Genomic DNA, 16090 nt, shown 5'->3' with positions numbered 1-16090 from the left:
TAATTTTCCCATTGATTGTAATTGTAGCAAGAAGAACCAGAACATCCTTTTTTGTTCTTCTCTCTTTGAATTGAATCTCCTGAACATCTGTAATTGTTAGTCCAAGAATCGCTACCGCAGTCCTGACTGGTTTTCCAAGAAGCATTGGAAAAACAAGAAGCATTAGAGCACCCCTTGTCTAACCATTTTCTTTGTAAAATATTGCCTGAACATTGATAATCGCTTGTCCATCCATCATCCCCGCATTCGCTTGATTTATCCTCTCTCGCATTGCAGGAATTGTACCAATAAACATCATTGTCATTACAGGATTTGTAGTTGTGGGTTGTGCATTCCACAACGCAATTCCCATTCTGGCAGACCTTGCCAGCTCCACAGCTTGTAATAGAAGACCATTCTAAACAAGTATCGCAATCATAGTTTCCGCAGGTCTTGTAACTGGTATTGCTAGCGCAGGTCTTTTGACCATAGTATGAGCATTCGTCTGTACAGCCGGTGGGACAGATTTGGGCATAAGCAATATAATCCCCTGCAGAATCAGACACATTCCCTGAAAACGCAAAATGCGCCTTTAGAAAAGGTTGAACCAATAATACAAGAGCAAAAAGAGTTATAACAACAAAAAATACTTTTGCTTTATTCATATTTTTTATGCCAATATAACGCTATTAGTTTTGACCTAACTGTACACTATTTTATATATTTTGTCAATAGATTATTATAGTTTACGCCTGTTAAAAAAAATTGTCAATAATTTTGACCAGACCAACAACAAGGCGGACATCCTGTCCGCCTTGTTGTTTGACTATAAAATAACTACTCATACGCTTGTCGGGGCTATCCTCCACAAGTTTCAGTTCCATTATAAAGGAATCCCTGTTACGCCTCCCATCATGAACATCTGAAAAAATGGCATTAATAAATCTATTATATTATTTGGACTGTCAGGCGCAAGAATCTCTTGTGGCTGATTAAACTCGGAAAAAATCATTTCAAAACCCAAAGCGGTTTTCTCTGTCTGTCCACTATCCTTATTAAGCGCATAGAAACTCTCATTTGCCTCAATCTTATAAACATACTTATCTTTGACCCCTATCCAGATTTCAAATTCTATGTCCCCTGCTTTTTCAAGCGCATCCTCTATTTCCTTTATATTTTCTTCATCACTCGTCTCTACGGGCAATAAGGAGCCAAGCTCTTCTTTTATTGTCTTAGAAACACTGACTAAAAAGTTTTTCGCGTTCTCGCGGTCTATGGCAACCAGATAATGATATGCTAAATTTCCATCTATTTTCTCGTTACGCAATTTTGATTTTGTTTTAAACAAAGGGTATTCATTTAAAAGATTCATTACTTGGTCTTTTATTTTTCCGGATTCGGCCTCATCGTTTAAAATCGCCAAATTAATACCCAACTCCTTTGGGTCAAATTTGTACCACTTTCCCACAAACTCACTTATATCTATTCCAGAAGTAGCTAATTGAAGAGTTAAAACAAGCGGTATGGTTACATTCATATAGAAAACATTATCTATTGAACGCAATTCTGCGTTAAAGCCAACCTCTATTCCTCCTTTTACAAAAGAGATATCAAATAATGCCTGCGATTTGGGGTTGTTCGGGTCTATCTTGTCTTCTTTGGCATCAATTGTTATTTCTGTCTTCCCTTCTGCGCTGTCTGCTGGTTTAATGCTAATTATTGCCATTGTGCGCATACTATTAAGTCCTGACATATTATCCAGCGCCTCCATAATAATCTTATTTGGAGAAGGTCTTAATGGATTCCATACAGGATCCCAGATTCCCGAGGCAAAAACAATCCCCATTCCAATAATAATAACAACTATTCCAACAGCGACCCCAAAAACAATATTCTTTTTCGGTTTTTTAACAGGTATTTGCAAAGATTCACTTGACTGATTAATGGTTCCACCTACATTATAATTTTGCTCTTGTTCATCCATAAAATTATATTAATAATTAATGATTGGTGATTATTGATTGATGATAAATTATTACTGATTAATGATTATTAATTAATGATTATTGACTAATCTAAAATTTTAATCTTAAACCTCTTCGGGTCCACCTCAATCCTATCCCCTCTTTTTATCTCGTCCTTCAAAAGCGCTTCTGCTAAAACATTTTCCACTTTGTCCTGAATTACTCTTTTCAAATTTCTCGCGCCGAAAGTGATGTCATACCCAAGCTCAACAATTTTCTCTTTGAGCTCTTGAGTAATTATAAAATCAATATTCTTTTCTATCAATCCCTCTTGGATTTTGCCAAACATCAACTGTGCTATATCCAGAAGATTCTCCTTGCTTAACGGCTTGAATAGAACTACTGCGTCAAATCTGTTTATAAACTCAGGGCGAAATATCCTTTGGTCAAAAAGCTTGTCTAATAATTTTTCTTTGACAATGCTAAAATCCAAATTGTTCTTTAAAGCGTCTAAAATAACTTCGTAGCCAGCATTGGAAGTGGCGATGATAATCGCATTCTTAAAATCTATTCTCCTGCCCAAGCCATCAGTGATGCGGCCATCGTCCAAAACCTGTAAAAACAAATTTAAAATATTCGGATGGGCTTTTTCTATTTCATCTAAAAGAATCAGAGAAAATGGATTTTCTCTCACTGGCGTGGTGAGCAATCCTTCTGTCCCCGAAAAACCCATCAAGCGAGGGATGTCCTCTTGAGATTGAAACTCTGACATATCAAGCCGAATCATTTTTTCTTCCGAGCCAAAATAAATTTCTGACAGCGCCTTTGATGTTTCGGTTTTACCGACACCGGTCGGACCCAAAAATAGAAATCCTCCCATCGGCCCCTTCCTTTCTTTGAGTTTAGCCCTGGCTCTGCGTAGGGCAGTGGAAACCTCTCTCACCGCCTCCTCTTGATTGATAATCCTCTGGTGAATAAGCCCTTCTAAATTAAGCAATATCTCTTTCTCTTCTGTCTCTATTTTCCCCACTGGAATTTCAGTTTTCCTGGACACTATCTTATCAATATCTTCTGGCAAAATCCATCCTCCTTTTTCTGTTGTTGTTTTCACCATCGCTTCCTCCAGAACTTCAATTGCTTTTTTCGGGAACGGCACATCTGCTATGTATCTCCCTGTCAATTCCAGAATTTGTTTCAGGGCAGGATAGGTTATAAATTTATGGTATTTGGCTTCCAGCACAGGCGCCATCTTCTGCAGCATTCTCATTGTTTCCTGTGGTGTTGGCTCCTGGATTTCCACTTTGGAAAAAAGATTTAAAATAGTTGGATTTTCTTCAATATTCTTATGAAGACCGGCATAACTGGCAATCGCAATAATTTTGAATTCAGGAAACTTTAAATATGAGGATATAAGGCCGGAGATATCTACTTTGCCAGGAGCCGGCTCTCTGCCTACAAAATTATGAAATTCATCAATAACCAAAATTACATTTCCCGCATTTAGCGCCTCTTTAAAAATCTTATCCAAAACATCTTCCACTTGGTCCAGATTCTGCATCTGGGCAAGCAATTGAGGAATTTTCAATTCCAAGACCCTATTGTAATTTACTGACTGTAAACTTTGTCCCTTGTTGCTTTTTACAGCTATTGCCTTAATAACATTTTCCATTCCCACTCCCGGCTCACCGACCAAAAGAACATTATTCATTGCTGGACTGGATAAAGTGCTTTCCACTTGCTCAATTTCTTTTTCATAACCAATAACTGTTTCTATCCATTCATTAAGCACCAACTGATTATAATCAATTGCATACTCGTCAAGAGTGATTGTATACCCGCTTGACCAACTCCTGCCTATGCTCCCTTTCCGGGCTAAATTATCATAATCCCAAAACCTTTTTCGCCTTTTCTTTTTATCCTCTTCTTCCTCCCACCATATCACCGCATTTCTTACATCATTTGGCCTCAAATCCGCTTCCAGTAAAAACAAGCCCAGTGTGGGTTCATTTTTCGCCAAGGCAAAAAACATATCTCCCGGCTCAATATGTTTATGTTTTTTGCTTTGGGCGATTTCAAAAGCATCTTTCATGGATTGTTCAAATTTCTGGGAATAAATGCCATGGCTCAAACTATCTTGACTTTTCTGCGCTGAAAAATGTTCTGTTAATTTACGGCCCAACGCTTCAATGTCTATCAATAAACGCGATAAAATAAAATTCAGTTTAGGGTTTTCCTTCAAAAGAAAATAAAGAAATATGCTGGTATTTATGGGAAAGATATTCTTTTTCTTTGAAAACTTGATGGCATAATCAAGTCCTCTGGCAGTATCAATACTTAAGAATTCTGCTATATTGACCACTGGCGTTATTTCTGGGATTTTTGGATTACTAATTTTTGTTTTTATAAAACTGCTTATCAAAAAACAAATAATTCCAAAACTAAAGAAAACTAAAGAAAAACCAAGAAGAAAATCGTATTCATCTCCTAATCCTGCCCCGGTGTTGGCAAAGATAAATATAAAAGCTGAACAGACAGAAACAACAAAGAAAATCGCCTTAAGCCCTGAAATCATTGAGGCAAAAAGACCTTCGGAAATCCGCATTGCCCTGAATATCGCTGTTTTTTGGAAATCAAAATTAAACATTAAAATAGAAATTTAATACCATAAACGAAAAATATGACTATGATTGCCGGTAATAAAATCCAGCCGAAAAAAACGATTGCCCCTAAAAAGAAAATAATGGCTTCAAATATGACGCCAAAAATGATCAGAAAAATCCTTATTATCGCTCCTAAAACTCTGGCAAAAGTATTTGAGACAAGTGTTTCTGCATATCTGGAAAAACTGAATCCCCTGCCATAAGACCATTGATAACCGTGCCATGGAGCGAAAAGAGTTCTGACCAACGCAACAATGGAAAAGAAACTCAAATAAGAGCGGAGATAATTTTTCCACGCCTTGCCGAGTTCTTTTGGCACATCATAAAAATGCCAAACAAAATATTGAGCAATGACATTCTGACTCATTAGATAATTTTACCAGAGTTATGAAAAAACAACAAAGGGCAAGAGGATGTTTCAAAATATCAACTCCTGCCCAATTACTTTCTGCGCTCAATTACGTATCGCACTGATTCAAGCGGTTCCCATGATACCAGTTCATCTCCTTCCAATCCTCCATACAACGAAGCCAACGCGAATGCCTGCTCTATTATAGCGAGTAAGCGTTCCAAGTCCTTTCCTCTTACAACCTTCCCTTTGCCATCTTTGGTCACACTGATCAGGGCAACTGTCTTGCCTCTTTCTCTTTCCGTTTTCTTACCATCAAATATGCCCATAATAATTCACCTCCTTGGCGCATTTCTAGTTATTAATGGGCTAACCTGATAATACTCCCAAGACCACAAAAAAACAATAAACCGCCTTGGTTAAGGCGATTTTAACAGCGCAGTGAATGCTGTGGGCGCAGATGGACTCGAACCATCGGCCTCTATCGTGTGAGGATAGCGCTCTAACCAACTGAGCCATGCGCCCCATTTTCTCATCTTACTACTTTAATTTTTGCCAGTAAAGGACTACAATGAAACTATGCAGGTATTTGATTATCATATCAATCCAAAATCAAAAAAGGGCCTAATATTCAAAAGTTTTTATTTCCAGCCGGAAAATGAACACGAAAAGCCATTAGGCGATTTATGTATTATTGGTGAATTTTCCGACTCGCTTTCAAAAGACAAAAAAATTCTTGAGGACTTGAGTCATAATATAAAAGAGGGGTATTTTTCTGATGTCCATAAGACGCCATTAGAAGCCCTGAAGTCAGGACTTCAAAAAGGAAACAAGTTTCTTGAAGAATTGTCGCTTCAAGGCAATGTGAGGTGGCTTGGAAATTTAAGCATTGCTGCAATTGCTGTTAATGGCGTTGATATCCACTTCTCAAAGTCAGGCAATGTCAAATTGCTTCTTTTAAGAAGCGGAGAATACCACGACATTGGCGAAAACTTGGAATTCCAAAAACAATCACCAGACAAACCAACTCAAATATTTTCCAATGTTGCTTCTGGAAATCTCATAGATAAAGATAGGGTTATTATCTTAACTCAAGAATTGTTTGAATTTTTTCACATACACATAGCAGAGCCAATTTCCAATTTCCCAAGCGTAACGCCAAACACATTGGCTAAACTTTTAAAGGATAATAAAAGCGAGATGAAAGAATATTCTGGCGTGATGTTTGTGATGGCGATTAACAAGAAAGGAATAAAAAGACAGTGGTGGCCTATTATCAAAACGCCTTTGGCTAAAAAAATAGCCCTGATTATCGCATTTATTGTCATATTGCTTTTGTCTTTTTGGATATTCAGGTAATTTTTTGTGGTTTTAAAAGCAAAAAGCCCTTTGTTAGGGCTTTTTGCTTTTCTCTTTCAATAAATTACTTGAGCTCTATTGTTGCTCCAGCTGCTTCAAATTTCTTCTTAATTTCTTCTGCCTCTTCTTTCTTTGCCTTTTCTTTAATCATCTGCGGCTCTGTGGCTGCTGCGTCTACCATATCCTTTGCTTCTTTCAATCCTTGCGCAGTAACATCTCTGACAGCTTTGATAACATCAATTTTCTTATCCCCTACTGTCTTTAAAATTATATCATATTCTGATTTTTCTTCTTCAGCTCCTGCTCCAGCTGCTGCTGGCGCTGCTGCCATTACTACTGGCGCAGCTGCGCTTACTCCAAATTTCTTTTCAAAAACTTTCACCAATTCTGCTAAATCAACCACCTTCATATCTTCAATCTCTTTGACGATTTTAGCAAACTTCTCCGGGACTACTACTTCTTCTTTTTTATCCTCTTTTGTGTCTTCTGCCATATTTTTATGAATTAATTATTTAATTATTGATTAATTATGATTGATAATTGACCATTGAAAAACTATTATTGCTTTTCAGCAATCGCCTCAAGGACGCACATCAGACCTTTTATAAGTTGTCGTTGAACAGTTACAAATCCTGAAACCGGCGCAGAAAGCGTTCCAACTAATTTCGCAAAAAGCTCTTGTTTGGATGGCAACTGAGCCAATGCGATAACTTCTTCTGCTGACATAAATTCGCTTTTTGTCCCATCAGAAATATATCCGCCAATAAGCTTTAACATATTCTGCTCTTGCGAAAACTGATAAGCGGTTTTTACCGGCGCTATCTCGTCTTCAAAGCCGAATATCAACGCTATTTCGTTTCCTAATTTTTCTTTTGGAAAGTCAAGATTCTTTTCTTTAAAAGCCAATTGGGCTAATGTTTTTTTGACTACTATGAATTTTGCTCCTGCTTCCCTCAATTTCTTCCTTAGATTCACCAAATCGCTAAATTTCAAACCAGAAAAATTAACAAAAACCATTGCTTTCTGTTTTTCAAGATTTTCTTTTACTGTCTCAACTATTTGTTTTTTCTTTTGTTTTGTTAACGGCATATCTTTAAAAAAATAAATTGTCTCCGGAATTACCGCAGACCAATAACTTCAATGATAAATTATCATTAACTATTATTACCTCGATGGGATTTATCCGTCTTGATTGCCAAGGCGCGACCCATTGTCTACGGTTCATCCTCTCAAGTTTCGCGAAGCAAAATTTGGGAGGATTTCTATTGTATTGTCCAGTATATCTATTTTAAAAATCCTGTCAAGGACTATTTAAAATCAATGGACACGGGGAGCATCATGGTAGTAACCATGCGGATCTCCGTGTGCTATCTCCACTTTACTTCTTGTTAGCAACGAGACCGGGTCTCGTTGCGACTTTTTCAAAAAACAAGACCCAGTAGCTCGAGAATGCTGCTGGGTCCGCGAGTCTCTTTGTAGCGTTTAAGGCAGGCTATCCGAACGGTGTTGTTAAATATTTCTTACAAAACCTTTCGATTTCCTACTCATTATAGGATTTTTCTCGAACATCACCCCCTGTTCTAATAAATTTTGCTTCTTAAATGATAACAGATTTAGGATTGTTAGTCAAGTGTTGAACTATACTTTTGCCAAATTCTTCAGCAGAATATGGGCCATTGGCTGTTATAATGTTTCCATCGCAAACCACTGATTTGTCTAGATACTCTGCCCCGTTTTCCTGCAAAACCTTAATTGGTTTCTTATCCATTATACTTGACCAAACTGTTGCCCTTTTTCCTCTTAAAACCCCTGCGTGCGCGAAAATTGCAGGCGCAATACAAATTGCTGCCAATAATTTCCCTTGTTGATTCGCCTTTCTGATAATTTCCAAGACCTGTTCGTCGTCAATGTATTTATAAGCGCCAGGTCCGCCAACAAAAACCACAGCATCAAGCTGTGATATATCAATCTCGTCAAATGTAATATCAATCTCTGCCTCTCCCCCGCTTCCGCCAATAGCTGTTCCTTTTTGCGAGCTGACTGTAATAACTTCAAAACCAGCGCCAAGAAAAATATCTTTGGGAATAAAATACTCCTCATCCCTAAAATTCCTAAAAGAAATTATAATAGCTATTTTCCCCATATTTTAAATATTTTGCCTTCAATTCCCCTGTGGATAACTTTCCCTAAAAAATTACCCGCCCAGGGCGGGTTGTGAGATTCCCTATATCTGGCGTGGGTTTCGGGGTTTTGTGAAAATTACGAGGCCCGGCCTCGTAATTCTGTCAGGTGGGTAATTCCGTCGTTTATTTCAGATATTTTTGGATGGCAAGATTGTGTTCCTGTAAGGTTCTACTAAAAATAGTTTCTCCATCTGGTTTTGACATAAAATAGTTATAATTGCTTTCTTTTGGATAAATCGCTGCCTTGATGGCTGAAAGACCTGGATTGGAAATAGGTCCAGCTGGCAAACCAGCATATTTATAAGTATTATATGGCGACTCTATTTGCGTATCCTCCACAGAATAACGCCATTTATCAATACCTAAGGCATAAGCAACAGTGGAACATGACTGCAAAGGATAATGATTCTTCAATCGTTTCCAAAAAATTCCTGATACAATTTCACGGTCTTGTTCAATAGCCACCTCTTTTTCTATTATTGAAGCCATTATAATTATTTCAAATATCGTTTTGCCTTGTGATTGAATCTCTGTCCTCATCTCCGTAGTAATCTTCTTCCCAAAGTTAGTCAATAATATTCTTACAATCTCCTCTGGATTAGCTATCGGCTTAACCCAATAAGTATCTGGGAAAAGATATCCTTCTAAGTTATTTCTTTCCGGTTTATCGCTCAAAAAATCAAATTCTTCGACCAATCCATCTAAAGAATTAACTACTCGCAAAAAACTTTCTGGCTGACAAATCCCCTTGTCTTCAAGATATTCGGCTATATCCATTATATTCCAACCCTCAATAATAGTAATCTTGAGCCCTTCTGTTTCTCCGCTGATAATCTTGTCAGCGATTTCTTTTATAGACATAGAGCTGGAAATCAGATAGTCCCCTGCTTTGAGCGCTGATTCTTTGCCCTGCAAATAAACATAAATACTGAAAAAAACATCACCCCTGATAAAGTCCTGATTTTTCAGATTAACGGCTATCTCGGCGAGTGAGTCGCCTGCTTCAGCTCTAAATATTCGCTCTGCGCTATCCGCGGAAAGAGGAACATAAATCTGAATACGCGCAAAAATAAAGATAAGCAGGGCGAATATTATAAAAATTAAGATGGCTTTTTTCATTTATTTTTTCTTAAAATCATTTTTTCACCAACGGGACAAAGACAAATCCTTGATATTCTTGTTTTTCAAAAGACCCATTCGCTTTTTTGGTGAAAACGCAGATGGAATTATTTATCGGCATAACTATTTTACTGTTGATTTCAACCTGTTCTCCCCAAGCAGATGGCACACTCTCCGCAGAAGCTGAACAAAGAATCCTATCAAAGGGAGCTTCTTGCGGATAGCCCTTTCTTCCATCTCCTATGATAAATTCTAACTTATCCTGTTCAATAAATCCATACTTCCTGGCATTTCTTTCTCCGAATTCTTTTAATTCTGGAATAATTTCAATTCCAATCACCTTGCCTTTATCACCGACTATATGGGCAAGAAGAGCGCTTGTCCAACCAGACCCAGAGCCAATATCAAGGATTTTATGCCCTGACTTGGGTTCTAATTTTTCCAGCATAAATGCCACTACTAATGGTTGTGAAATTGTCTGACCAAGACCTATTGGCAACGCCTCATTTACCTCTGCCATCTCTTTGTAGTCATCGCCTAAAAAATCCTTGCGATTAATTGCTTGAAACGCTTTTATAATCTCCGGAGTTTTTAACCATCCCTGTTTAATTAAATCGTTTATAAGAGACATTTTGTAAAAGTAAATTTGAGATAAGGTGAGCGGCTACTCATAACTCCTCAGCGCTTCTGTGGGCTTAAGTTTAGCTGCCCGTCTCGCTGGGAAATAACCAGCCATGCATCCAACGAAAAACGAAAACAACAATCCAAAAATGATTAATTGAGGAGAGATATATGCTTCTAATCCAAAGGCAGAATCCCCTTTGGCATAATATTCTACAATCTTGGCAACAGTCAGGCCAAAAATTACTCCACCAGCTCCGCCAACCAAACCAATAATCCCTGATTCTATCAAAAATATAGTTATAATTGCTTTATTGGTGGCGCCTATGGCTTTCATTACTCCTATTTCTCTTGTTCGCTCTCTCACTGCAGTGTACATAGCATTGGTAATGCTTAATCCTCCAACGAAAATAGAAATAGCAGCAAAAAGAAAAACAGCTGCCTGAATAGCGCCCATAACACCGCCAACTATAGAACCCATTTTTTCAGAGGTCATTACAGAAAAATCAGAAACATCTTCTCCCCTTTTTCTCTTTCTCACCTCGTCTAAAACTTCTTCTATTTCCTCTGCTAAATCATCCGGCAAAATACCTTCTTTGGGTTTTACCATAATAGCAAAGGCATCGCCTGTTCTATCTCCTGTAACTTCCTGATAAATAGGCCAATCAACATAAATAGCAGTATCATCTTCTCTGCTGCCAACTGAATGCAAGATTCCTTTGACTTTAAATTTTCTACCATTAACAACAAGAGTGTCGCCTGCATGCAATTCTTCTCCAAAAAAATCTTCGCCAGCCACAATACTGCCAGCAATTAACTCTCTTTTTCCAGGCGTTGGCCAATCCCCCTCTCTTAAATCCCATCCTTGGAAATTAGTGAAAAAATCCTTTCCCTCATCAAATGGCAGACCTATGAGATAAACAGATTTTTGAATATTATTAAATCTTACAAATTGCGACTTCTGGTCTGTTTGCAATGCAACATCTACATTTCTTATATCTTTGACTGCTTGAATATCTTCTTTGCTTAACTTCTGGCCACCAGCCATAGTCATCATTAAATTTTCTAAAGAACCAGGCATAACCATTATTATCTCCCCGCCAAGAGCGTTCAACTGTTTCATAATGGAATTCTGAAGCCCACTACTCAATGATATCAAGGTAATCACCAAGAAAATTCCCACCACAATACCTAAAATAGTGAGCCAACTCCTCAATCGCCTTGTTTTGATATTTCTTATCGCTATTATAAAATATTCTTTTATTTCTGCCATAAAACATCTTCCGCCTGTGAATGATTTTTAATAATCTGACCATCTTTAATATTTATAATCTGTTCGCTATATTCCGCTATCATCGGGTCATGGGTTACAACCACCAAAGTTCCTTTTTCTTCTTGATGAAATTTAGTAAGCATCTCCATTACTTTTTTTCCTGAATGAGAATCAAGATTACCAGTTGGCTCATCAGCAATAACTAATTCCGGCTCATTAGAAAATGCTCTGGCAATAGCTACTCTCTGTCTCTCGCCGCCAGATAGTTCTGCTGGCAAATGACTCATCCTGCTTTTTAGCCCCACTAAATCCAATAAATGCTCTGCCCTATTTTTTCTTTTTTCCTGCGGAATGCTCTGAAAAACCATTGGAAGCATAACATTTTCCAAGGCAGTTAAATTGTGCAAAAGATTAAACTGCTGAAAAATAAAGCCAATTTTTTTGCCTCTTATTTGAGATAATTTGCTTTCGGAGAAAATACTTGTGTCTTCCTCGTCAAGAAAAATTTTTCCCTTGCTCGGAGTATCAAGACAGCCAATCATATTCAAAAGCGTTGATTTGCCAGAGCCACTTGGGCCCATAATAGTAACAAAACAACCTGATTCTACTTGAAAATTAACGCCATGAAGCGCTGTGACCTCAACATTTCCTAACTGATAAACCTTCCAAACATCTTGAAGGCGGATGATTGATTTCTCCATATTTCTATTGAATAATCACTTGTTCTCCCTCTCTCAATCCTTCAATGACTTCAATTAGGTCATTGTCGCCTTCAAGTCCGATTTGAATTTCCTTCTCTTTTATTTTGCCATTCTCCATAATTTCCACCATAGCCCTGTCTCCATCTTTCTGCACAGCGTCTTCAGAAACAACCAATATATTTTCTCTGGAGTCAATAATAATTAAAACATCAGCCGTCATACCCTGTTTCAGCCCATCTGGAACTGAATCAAAATTAATTCTAACTTCGTAATACACAACTCCATCAATCAATTTTTCCGTTGGCTCTATAAATATCACGCGACCCTCAAATGCTTCTTTTGGGAACGCAACCAAGCTTATCTTTACCAAATCATTTTCCTCGATTTTGACGACATCCTCTTCATAAACATCAACCTCAATCTCAAATTCTTCTGAAGGTAAAACAGAAATTATCGGAATAGTGGCTTGGACTGTCTCCCCTGCTAATTTATCAACAGAAACAACAATCCCATCCACAGGGCTCCTTAAATTAGTGTCATAAATTTGGTTTTCTAAAATATCTACACTCGCTTGCGCGCTTCTCAATTTTGCCTGATAAAGATTAATATCTTCGGAGCGCGGGCCAGCAGTAACAAGAGTCAAATTATTCTCTGCTACTTTCAATGCGTCTTTTGCTGAAGCTACGCTTGCTTCAGCAATGTCTATATTGGTCTTATTGGTAATCTTTGCAGAGGAAATGCTCTGCTGGTCTCCAGTGATATTCGTATAAGCAGTATTTATATATCCCCTTTGGGTATCCAGAGATGTCTTGTCTGTGGAAGAAACCGTTTTACGATAGTTCTCACTTTCTATAATAATCCTGATTCCAGTTAAATCATCGCGGATATATGTTAAGTTTTTTTCAAAGTTTACAAGGGCAGAATCAATATTGCTTTCCGTAAAATTGAGCTTTGCCTCATCTAAGAAAATTTTCATCTCTGCTTGCGCCTTTTGTATTGAGTCCTTGTGCGCCTTGACTTCAAGAGAATATTGATAAGTGTCGCTGAAATATTCCCCCTGTATTGAGGTCACTGTTGTGAGTGCATTGTACGCCTTGAGATAAGAATCGTTTAAAGTATCAAAAGCGTCATCATAAGTTTCTTTTAGATTGTTGTCTGCGGATAAAACAGCGTTATCAAGGTCTTTCTCCTCATTCTCCAATGTGGTCTTGGCATTATCCACTGTTGTTTCAGCTACCCGGACTTCATCCACGCTTGCGCCTGCTGTTAATTTCGCCAACTCTGCTTGGGCCAATGCCAAATTCGCTTTTGCCTGTTGGAGCTGAATATATAATTGAGCGCTATTAAGTTTTGCCAACACTGTTCCTCTTGAAACCTCGTCGCCTGCTTTAATAAATATTTTTTCAATCTGGCCTATGCTTTTAAAACTCAAAGGAATAATATCTCCTTTTTTAACTATTCCGCTCTCCGAAATTTCTTGCACTACATCACCTTTAGTCACAGTATAAAAATCATAAGTATTGCCATTCCTTGAAGCGAAAATAATAATCACAGCTACAATCAAAATTGCGATTATACTCAAAATAATAATAGTTTTCTTTTTGAGTCGTATCTTCATAAAAAATCAAATAAATTAATTATTCTATTTAAATGATAACTGCAGGCCTCCTTGATATAGAACCATAGACCACTCCACTCTATTTCTGCCGAGATCGTTTCTCGGCGGATTTTTGAAGCAGGGGCGGCAGGGGTCGAACCTGCAACCTGTGGTTTTGGAGACCACCGCTCTGCCAATTAGAGCTACGCCCCTATATTTAATTTATAAATTACGACGAGCGAGAACGGCAAAATGATAAAAATATTTTTCCAATCCATCTAAAGAGCCACCATATTCGCGCTTATCTGAAACTGCGTCCAAAAAAACCTCTCTTGCCCTGCCAATCTCCTTAAGCCGACCCAGCCAGCGCGGGTCGTTCATGGTTAAATCAAATAATTCCAGAGCTCGCAATACAGCGCTTTCAAAAGTTTTCTCATCTTTGCCCTTCCATTTCAATGCCCGCCCCACTTCACTACCTATATTCCCAAGCTGCTCGTATAAAGAAAACTCTCCCCACTTTTCGGGACTCAACCCTTTATGAATCTTAATCGTAATATTGCTCATCTTCAATCAATGACTAATCTATTTAAAATATCTTTAATCTTTAATCTAGTTTCTGGACTCTCTACATCCCGAGAATAATTATTGAAAGATGGTTTAATGTTAATCATAGAATCAAATTCTATCCATTCGCCCCTTTCCCTGCCGGGGTAAATATTAACCCCCCATGTTTCTCCTCTTTTTGACCCTTCTTGTTCCATAAGCTTAACCTCTTCATCTGAATGGAAATCCCCACCCATTGCCATAATCCCCTGACCAATATCAATTACTGCCTTAACCAACTCTCCAAACCCCTGTTTGGCAATTTGATCTAACTGCTCCTTATTTATGGGATTTTTAACAATTTGTATTTCCATACTCTGGAATAAGAATTATTTCTTGGTTTCTTTGTGCAGGGTGTGTTTCCGGCATTTGTTGCAGAATTTTTTCAATTCCAATTTTACCCCTTCTGTTGTGGCTTCATGGGATTTTCTTGTATAATAATTGATTTCTTTGCACACATCGCACTTTAACCGTATAATCGCTTTCTTTTTCTTTGCCATATTTGTCTACGAGCGCAGCGAGTAGCTACAAATATGAGCACCCTGCTCAAATTTTGCCGTCACCTACGCTCTTTACTTTTATTTTAATTTTAATAATTTATTAACTTTCGCAGTCCGCGCGCAGCGAATAGCTGCATACTTCGTTCGGCGAAGCGGACTGCCTTCCGCTACTCTGCAAAATTTGGGCATGGGTCGCCATATATTTATTATTTATCTTTTTGGAGCCTGGGGGCGGATTTGCACCGCCGCTCTCCTCATTACCAATGAGGTGCTTTAACTGACTAAGCCACCCAGGCACTTCTTCAATTCGCCATCTCCCCAATATATTCCTAGACCCAACCCTTTAAGCGCAACTTCATTCTTTGTAAGGTTTTCTTTAATCTTAAACGGATCCCCGTTAGGATTATATTTTACATAGTTGGCCTCGCTCCGAGATCTTCTATGAATATTATACTTGTCCATCCAGTAAATCACCTGATGATAACTCCAATCTGTTTTATCCACTATTCCCTGAATCGATAAGCCGCTTTTATACAATTTTTCTAATTTTTCTTTGGCTATCATATGAATATGGTTGGAATCAAACTAACTCAAATTTTTGCAAAAGCAAAAATTTATGGGCAGGGAGGGATTCGAACCCCCGTAGGCCTAAGGCCGTGAGATTTACAGTCTCATGCGTTTGACCACTCCGCCACCTACCCAAAAATAAAAATTACTGAACATTAATAATTAATCATTAGAGACAGAAAATTGATTATTCATTAATTATCAATCTTAACAAAAATCGCCTTACTTTTCAATACTTCTGCTATTTTTCTTCTTCCAATCATTTATTTCTTTATGATTGCCTGAAAGCAAAATCTTAGGAACTCTCCATTTTGTTTTATTCTTCCCTGAATCAAAAACTTCTGGTCTTGTATATTGAGGATACTCCTCATGAATTTTGAATTTTGAATTTTGAATTTTGAAACTAAAAGATTCCTCTTTTAGCGACTCTTTTTTTATGACTCCAGGAATTAATCGGCTCACAGCATCTATCAGAACCATTGCTGGAATTTCTCCGCCTGTTAAAACATAATCCCCTATTGATAATTCTTCGTCTGCAATATATTTTGCTACCCTCTCATCTACTCCTTCATATCTGCCGCAAATTAAAATAATTTGCTCATATTTTTTTAATTT

19 protein-coding genes and 4 tRNA genes are annotated in these 16090 nt (G+C 37.8%); 1 reads left to right on the top strand and 22 read right to left on the bottom strand.

Going from position 1 to position 16090, the window contains the following annotated elements:
• The 6 genes from KJ562_01140 to KJ562_01115 form a co-directional block, all read right to left on the bottom strand.
• Positions 1–644 (bottom strand): hypothetical protein (locus KJ562_01140; protein MBU3964322.1); only part of this gene is annotated, 644 nt, incomplete at its 3' end.
• A gap of 218 nt (positions 645–862) precedes the next feature.
• Positions 863–1963 carry a hypothetical protein gene (locus tag KJ562_01135; GenBank protein MBU3964321.1) on the bottom strand — a complete coding sequence of 367 codons (1101 nt, stop codon included), beginning with the start codon at positions 1961–1963 and terminating at the stop codon, positions 863–865.
• Positions 1964–2049: 86 nt separating this feature from the next.
• Positions 2050–4587: an ATP-dependent Clp protease ATP-binding subunit gene (locus KJ562_01130; protein ID MBU3964320.1), complete on the bottom strand. Its 2538-nt coding sequence runs from the start codon at positions 4585–4587 to the stop codon at positions 2050–2052.
• Positions 4587–4970: a hypothetical protein gene (locus KJ562_01125; GenBank protein MBU3964319.1), complete on the bottom strand. Its 384-nt coding sequence runs from the start codon at positions 4968–4970 to the stop codon at positions 4587–4589. The genes KJ562_01130 and KJ562_01125 overlap by 1 nt, the downstream gene beginning before the upstream one ends.
• Before the next feature lie 74 nt (positions 4971–5044).
• Positions 5045–5281, bottom strand: coding sequence for a hypothetical protein (locus KJ562_01120; GenBank protein MBU3964318.1), 237 nt, complete (start codon positions 5279–5281; stop codon positions 5045–5047).
• A gap of 122 nt (positions 5282–5403) precedes the next feature.
• Positions 5404–5477: transfer RNA gene (locus tag KJ562_01115), tRNA-Val, on the bottom strand.
• Between the two features lie 54 nt (positions 5478–5531).
• Here KJ562_01115 and KJ562_01110 point away from each other — a divergent pair.
• Positions 5532–6311, top strand: coding sequence for a hypothetical protein (locus KJ562_01110; protein MBU3964317.1), 780 nt, complete (start codon positions 5532–5534; stop codon positions 6309–6311).
• A 64-nt stretch (positions 6312–6375) separates the two neighbouring features.
• Here the strand turns inward: KJ562_01110 and rplL are convergent, their stop codons facing one another.
• From rplL to KJ562_01030, 16 genes are all read right to left on the bottom strand, one after another.
• Positions 6376–6804, bottom strand: a complete 429-nt coding sequence (rplL, locus tag KJ562_01105) for a 50S ribosomal protein L7/L12 (protein ID MBU3964316.1) — start codon at positions 6802–6804, stop codon at positions 6376–6378.
• Between the two features lie 65 nt (positions 6805–6869).
• Entirely contained in the window at positions 6870–7400 is a 531-nt protein-coding gene (gene rplJ / locus KJ562_01100) for a 50S ribosomal protein L10 (protein MBU3964315.1), read from the bottom strand.
• Positions 7401–7908: 508 nt separating this feature from the next.
• Positions 7909–8454, bottom strand: coding sequence for a DJ-1/PfpI family protein (locus KJ562_01095; GenBank protein ID MBU3964314.1), 546 nt, complete (start codon positions 8452–8454; stop codon positions 7909–7911).
• 163 nt (positions 8455–8617) lie between these two features.
• The gene (gene mltG / locus KJ562_01090; GenBank protein MBU3964313.1) at positions 8618–9613 is read right to left on the bottom strand and encodes an endolytic transglycosylase MltG; all 996 of its coding nucleotides are present in this window, start codon (positions 9611–9613) and stop codon (positions 8618–8620) included.
• A gap of 16 nt (positions 9614–9629) precedes the next feature.
• On the bottom strand, positions 9630–10244 hold the full coding sequence (gene pcm / locus KJ562_01085) for a protein-L-isoaspartate O-methyltransferase (protein MBU3964312.1): 615 nt from the start codon (positions 10242–10244) through the stop codon (positions 9630–9632).
• A gap of 33 nt (positions 10245–10277) precedes the next feature.
• Positions 10278–11507: an ABC transporter permease gene (locus KJ562_01080; protein MBU3964311.1), complete on the bottom strand. Its 1230-nt coding sequence runs from the start codon at positions 11505–11507 to the stop codon at positions 10278–10280.
• On the bottom strand, positions 11495–12208 hold the full coding sequence (locus KJ562_01075) for an ABC transporter ATP-binding protein (protein ID MBU3964310.1): 714 nt from the start codon (positions 12206–12208) through the stop codon (positions 11495–11497). Before KJ562_01075 ends, KJ562_01080 begins: the two co-directional genes overlap by 13 nt.
• 4 nt (positions 12209–12212) lie before the next feature.
• Positions 12213–13826, bottom strand: coding sequence for an efflux RND transporter periplasmic adaptor subunit (locus KJ562_01070; GenBank protein MBU3964309.1), 1614 nt, complete (start codon positions 13824–13826; stop codon positions 12213–12215).
• A 118-nt stretch (positions 13827–13944) separates the two neighbouring features.
• A tRNA-Trp gene (locus KJ562_01065) sits at positions 13945–14018 on the bottom strand.
• A 9-nt stretch (positions 14019–14027) separates the two neighbouring features.
• The gene (locus KJ562_01060) at positions 14028–14369 is read right to left on the bottom strand and encodes a hypothetical protein (GenBank protein MBU3964308.1); all 342 of its coding nucleotides are present in this window, start codon (positions 14367–14369) and stop codon (positions 14028–14030) included.
• Positions 14370–14371: 2 nt separating this feature from the next.
• The gene (locus tag KJ562_01055) at positions 14372–14671 is read right to left on the bottom strand and encodes a hypothetical protein (GenBank protein MBU3964307.1); all 300 of its coding nucleotides are present in this window, start codon (positions 14669–14671) and stop codon (positions 14372–14374) included.
• Positions 14672–14737: 66 nt separating this feature from the next.
• Positions 14738–14908 carry a 50S ribosomal protein L33 gene (gene rpmG / locus KJ562_01050; protein ID MBU3964306.1) on the bottom strand — a complete coding sequence of 57 codons (171 nt, stop codon included), beginning with the start codon at positions 14906–14908 and terminating at the stop codon, positions 14738–14740.
• Between the two features lie 219 nt (positions 14909–15127).
• Positions 15128–15204: transfer RNA gene (locus KJ562_01045), tRNA-Thr, on the bottom strand.
• Positions 15182–15472 (bottom strand): hypothetical protein, encoded by a 291-nt coding sequence (locus KJ562_01040; GenBank protein MBU3964305.1) that lies wholly within the window; start codon positions 15470–15472, stop codon positions 15182–15184. Before KJ562_01040 ends, KJ562_01045 begins: the two co-directional genes overlap by 23 nt.
• Before the next feature lie 53 nt (positions 15473–15525).
• Positions 15526–15609, bottom strand: a tRNA-Tyr gene (locus KJ562_01035).
• A gap of 88 nt (positions 15610–15697) precedes the next feature.
• Positions 15698–16090, bottom strand: a 393-nt coding sequence (locus tag KJ562_01030; GenBank protein MBU3964304.1) for a tRNA (guanosine(37)-N1)-methyltransferase TrmD, incomplete at its 5' end; no start/stop codon positions are given.

The sequence above is a fragment of the Patescibacteria group bacterium genome, assembly GCA_018900835.1.
Lineage (GTDB): Bacteria > Patescibacteriota > Minisyncoccia > Minisyncoccales > PEYH01 > PEYH01.
Note: the sequence above shows the minus strand (reverse complement) of the source record. Positions and strands in the feature narration are given on the sequence as shown.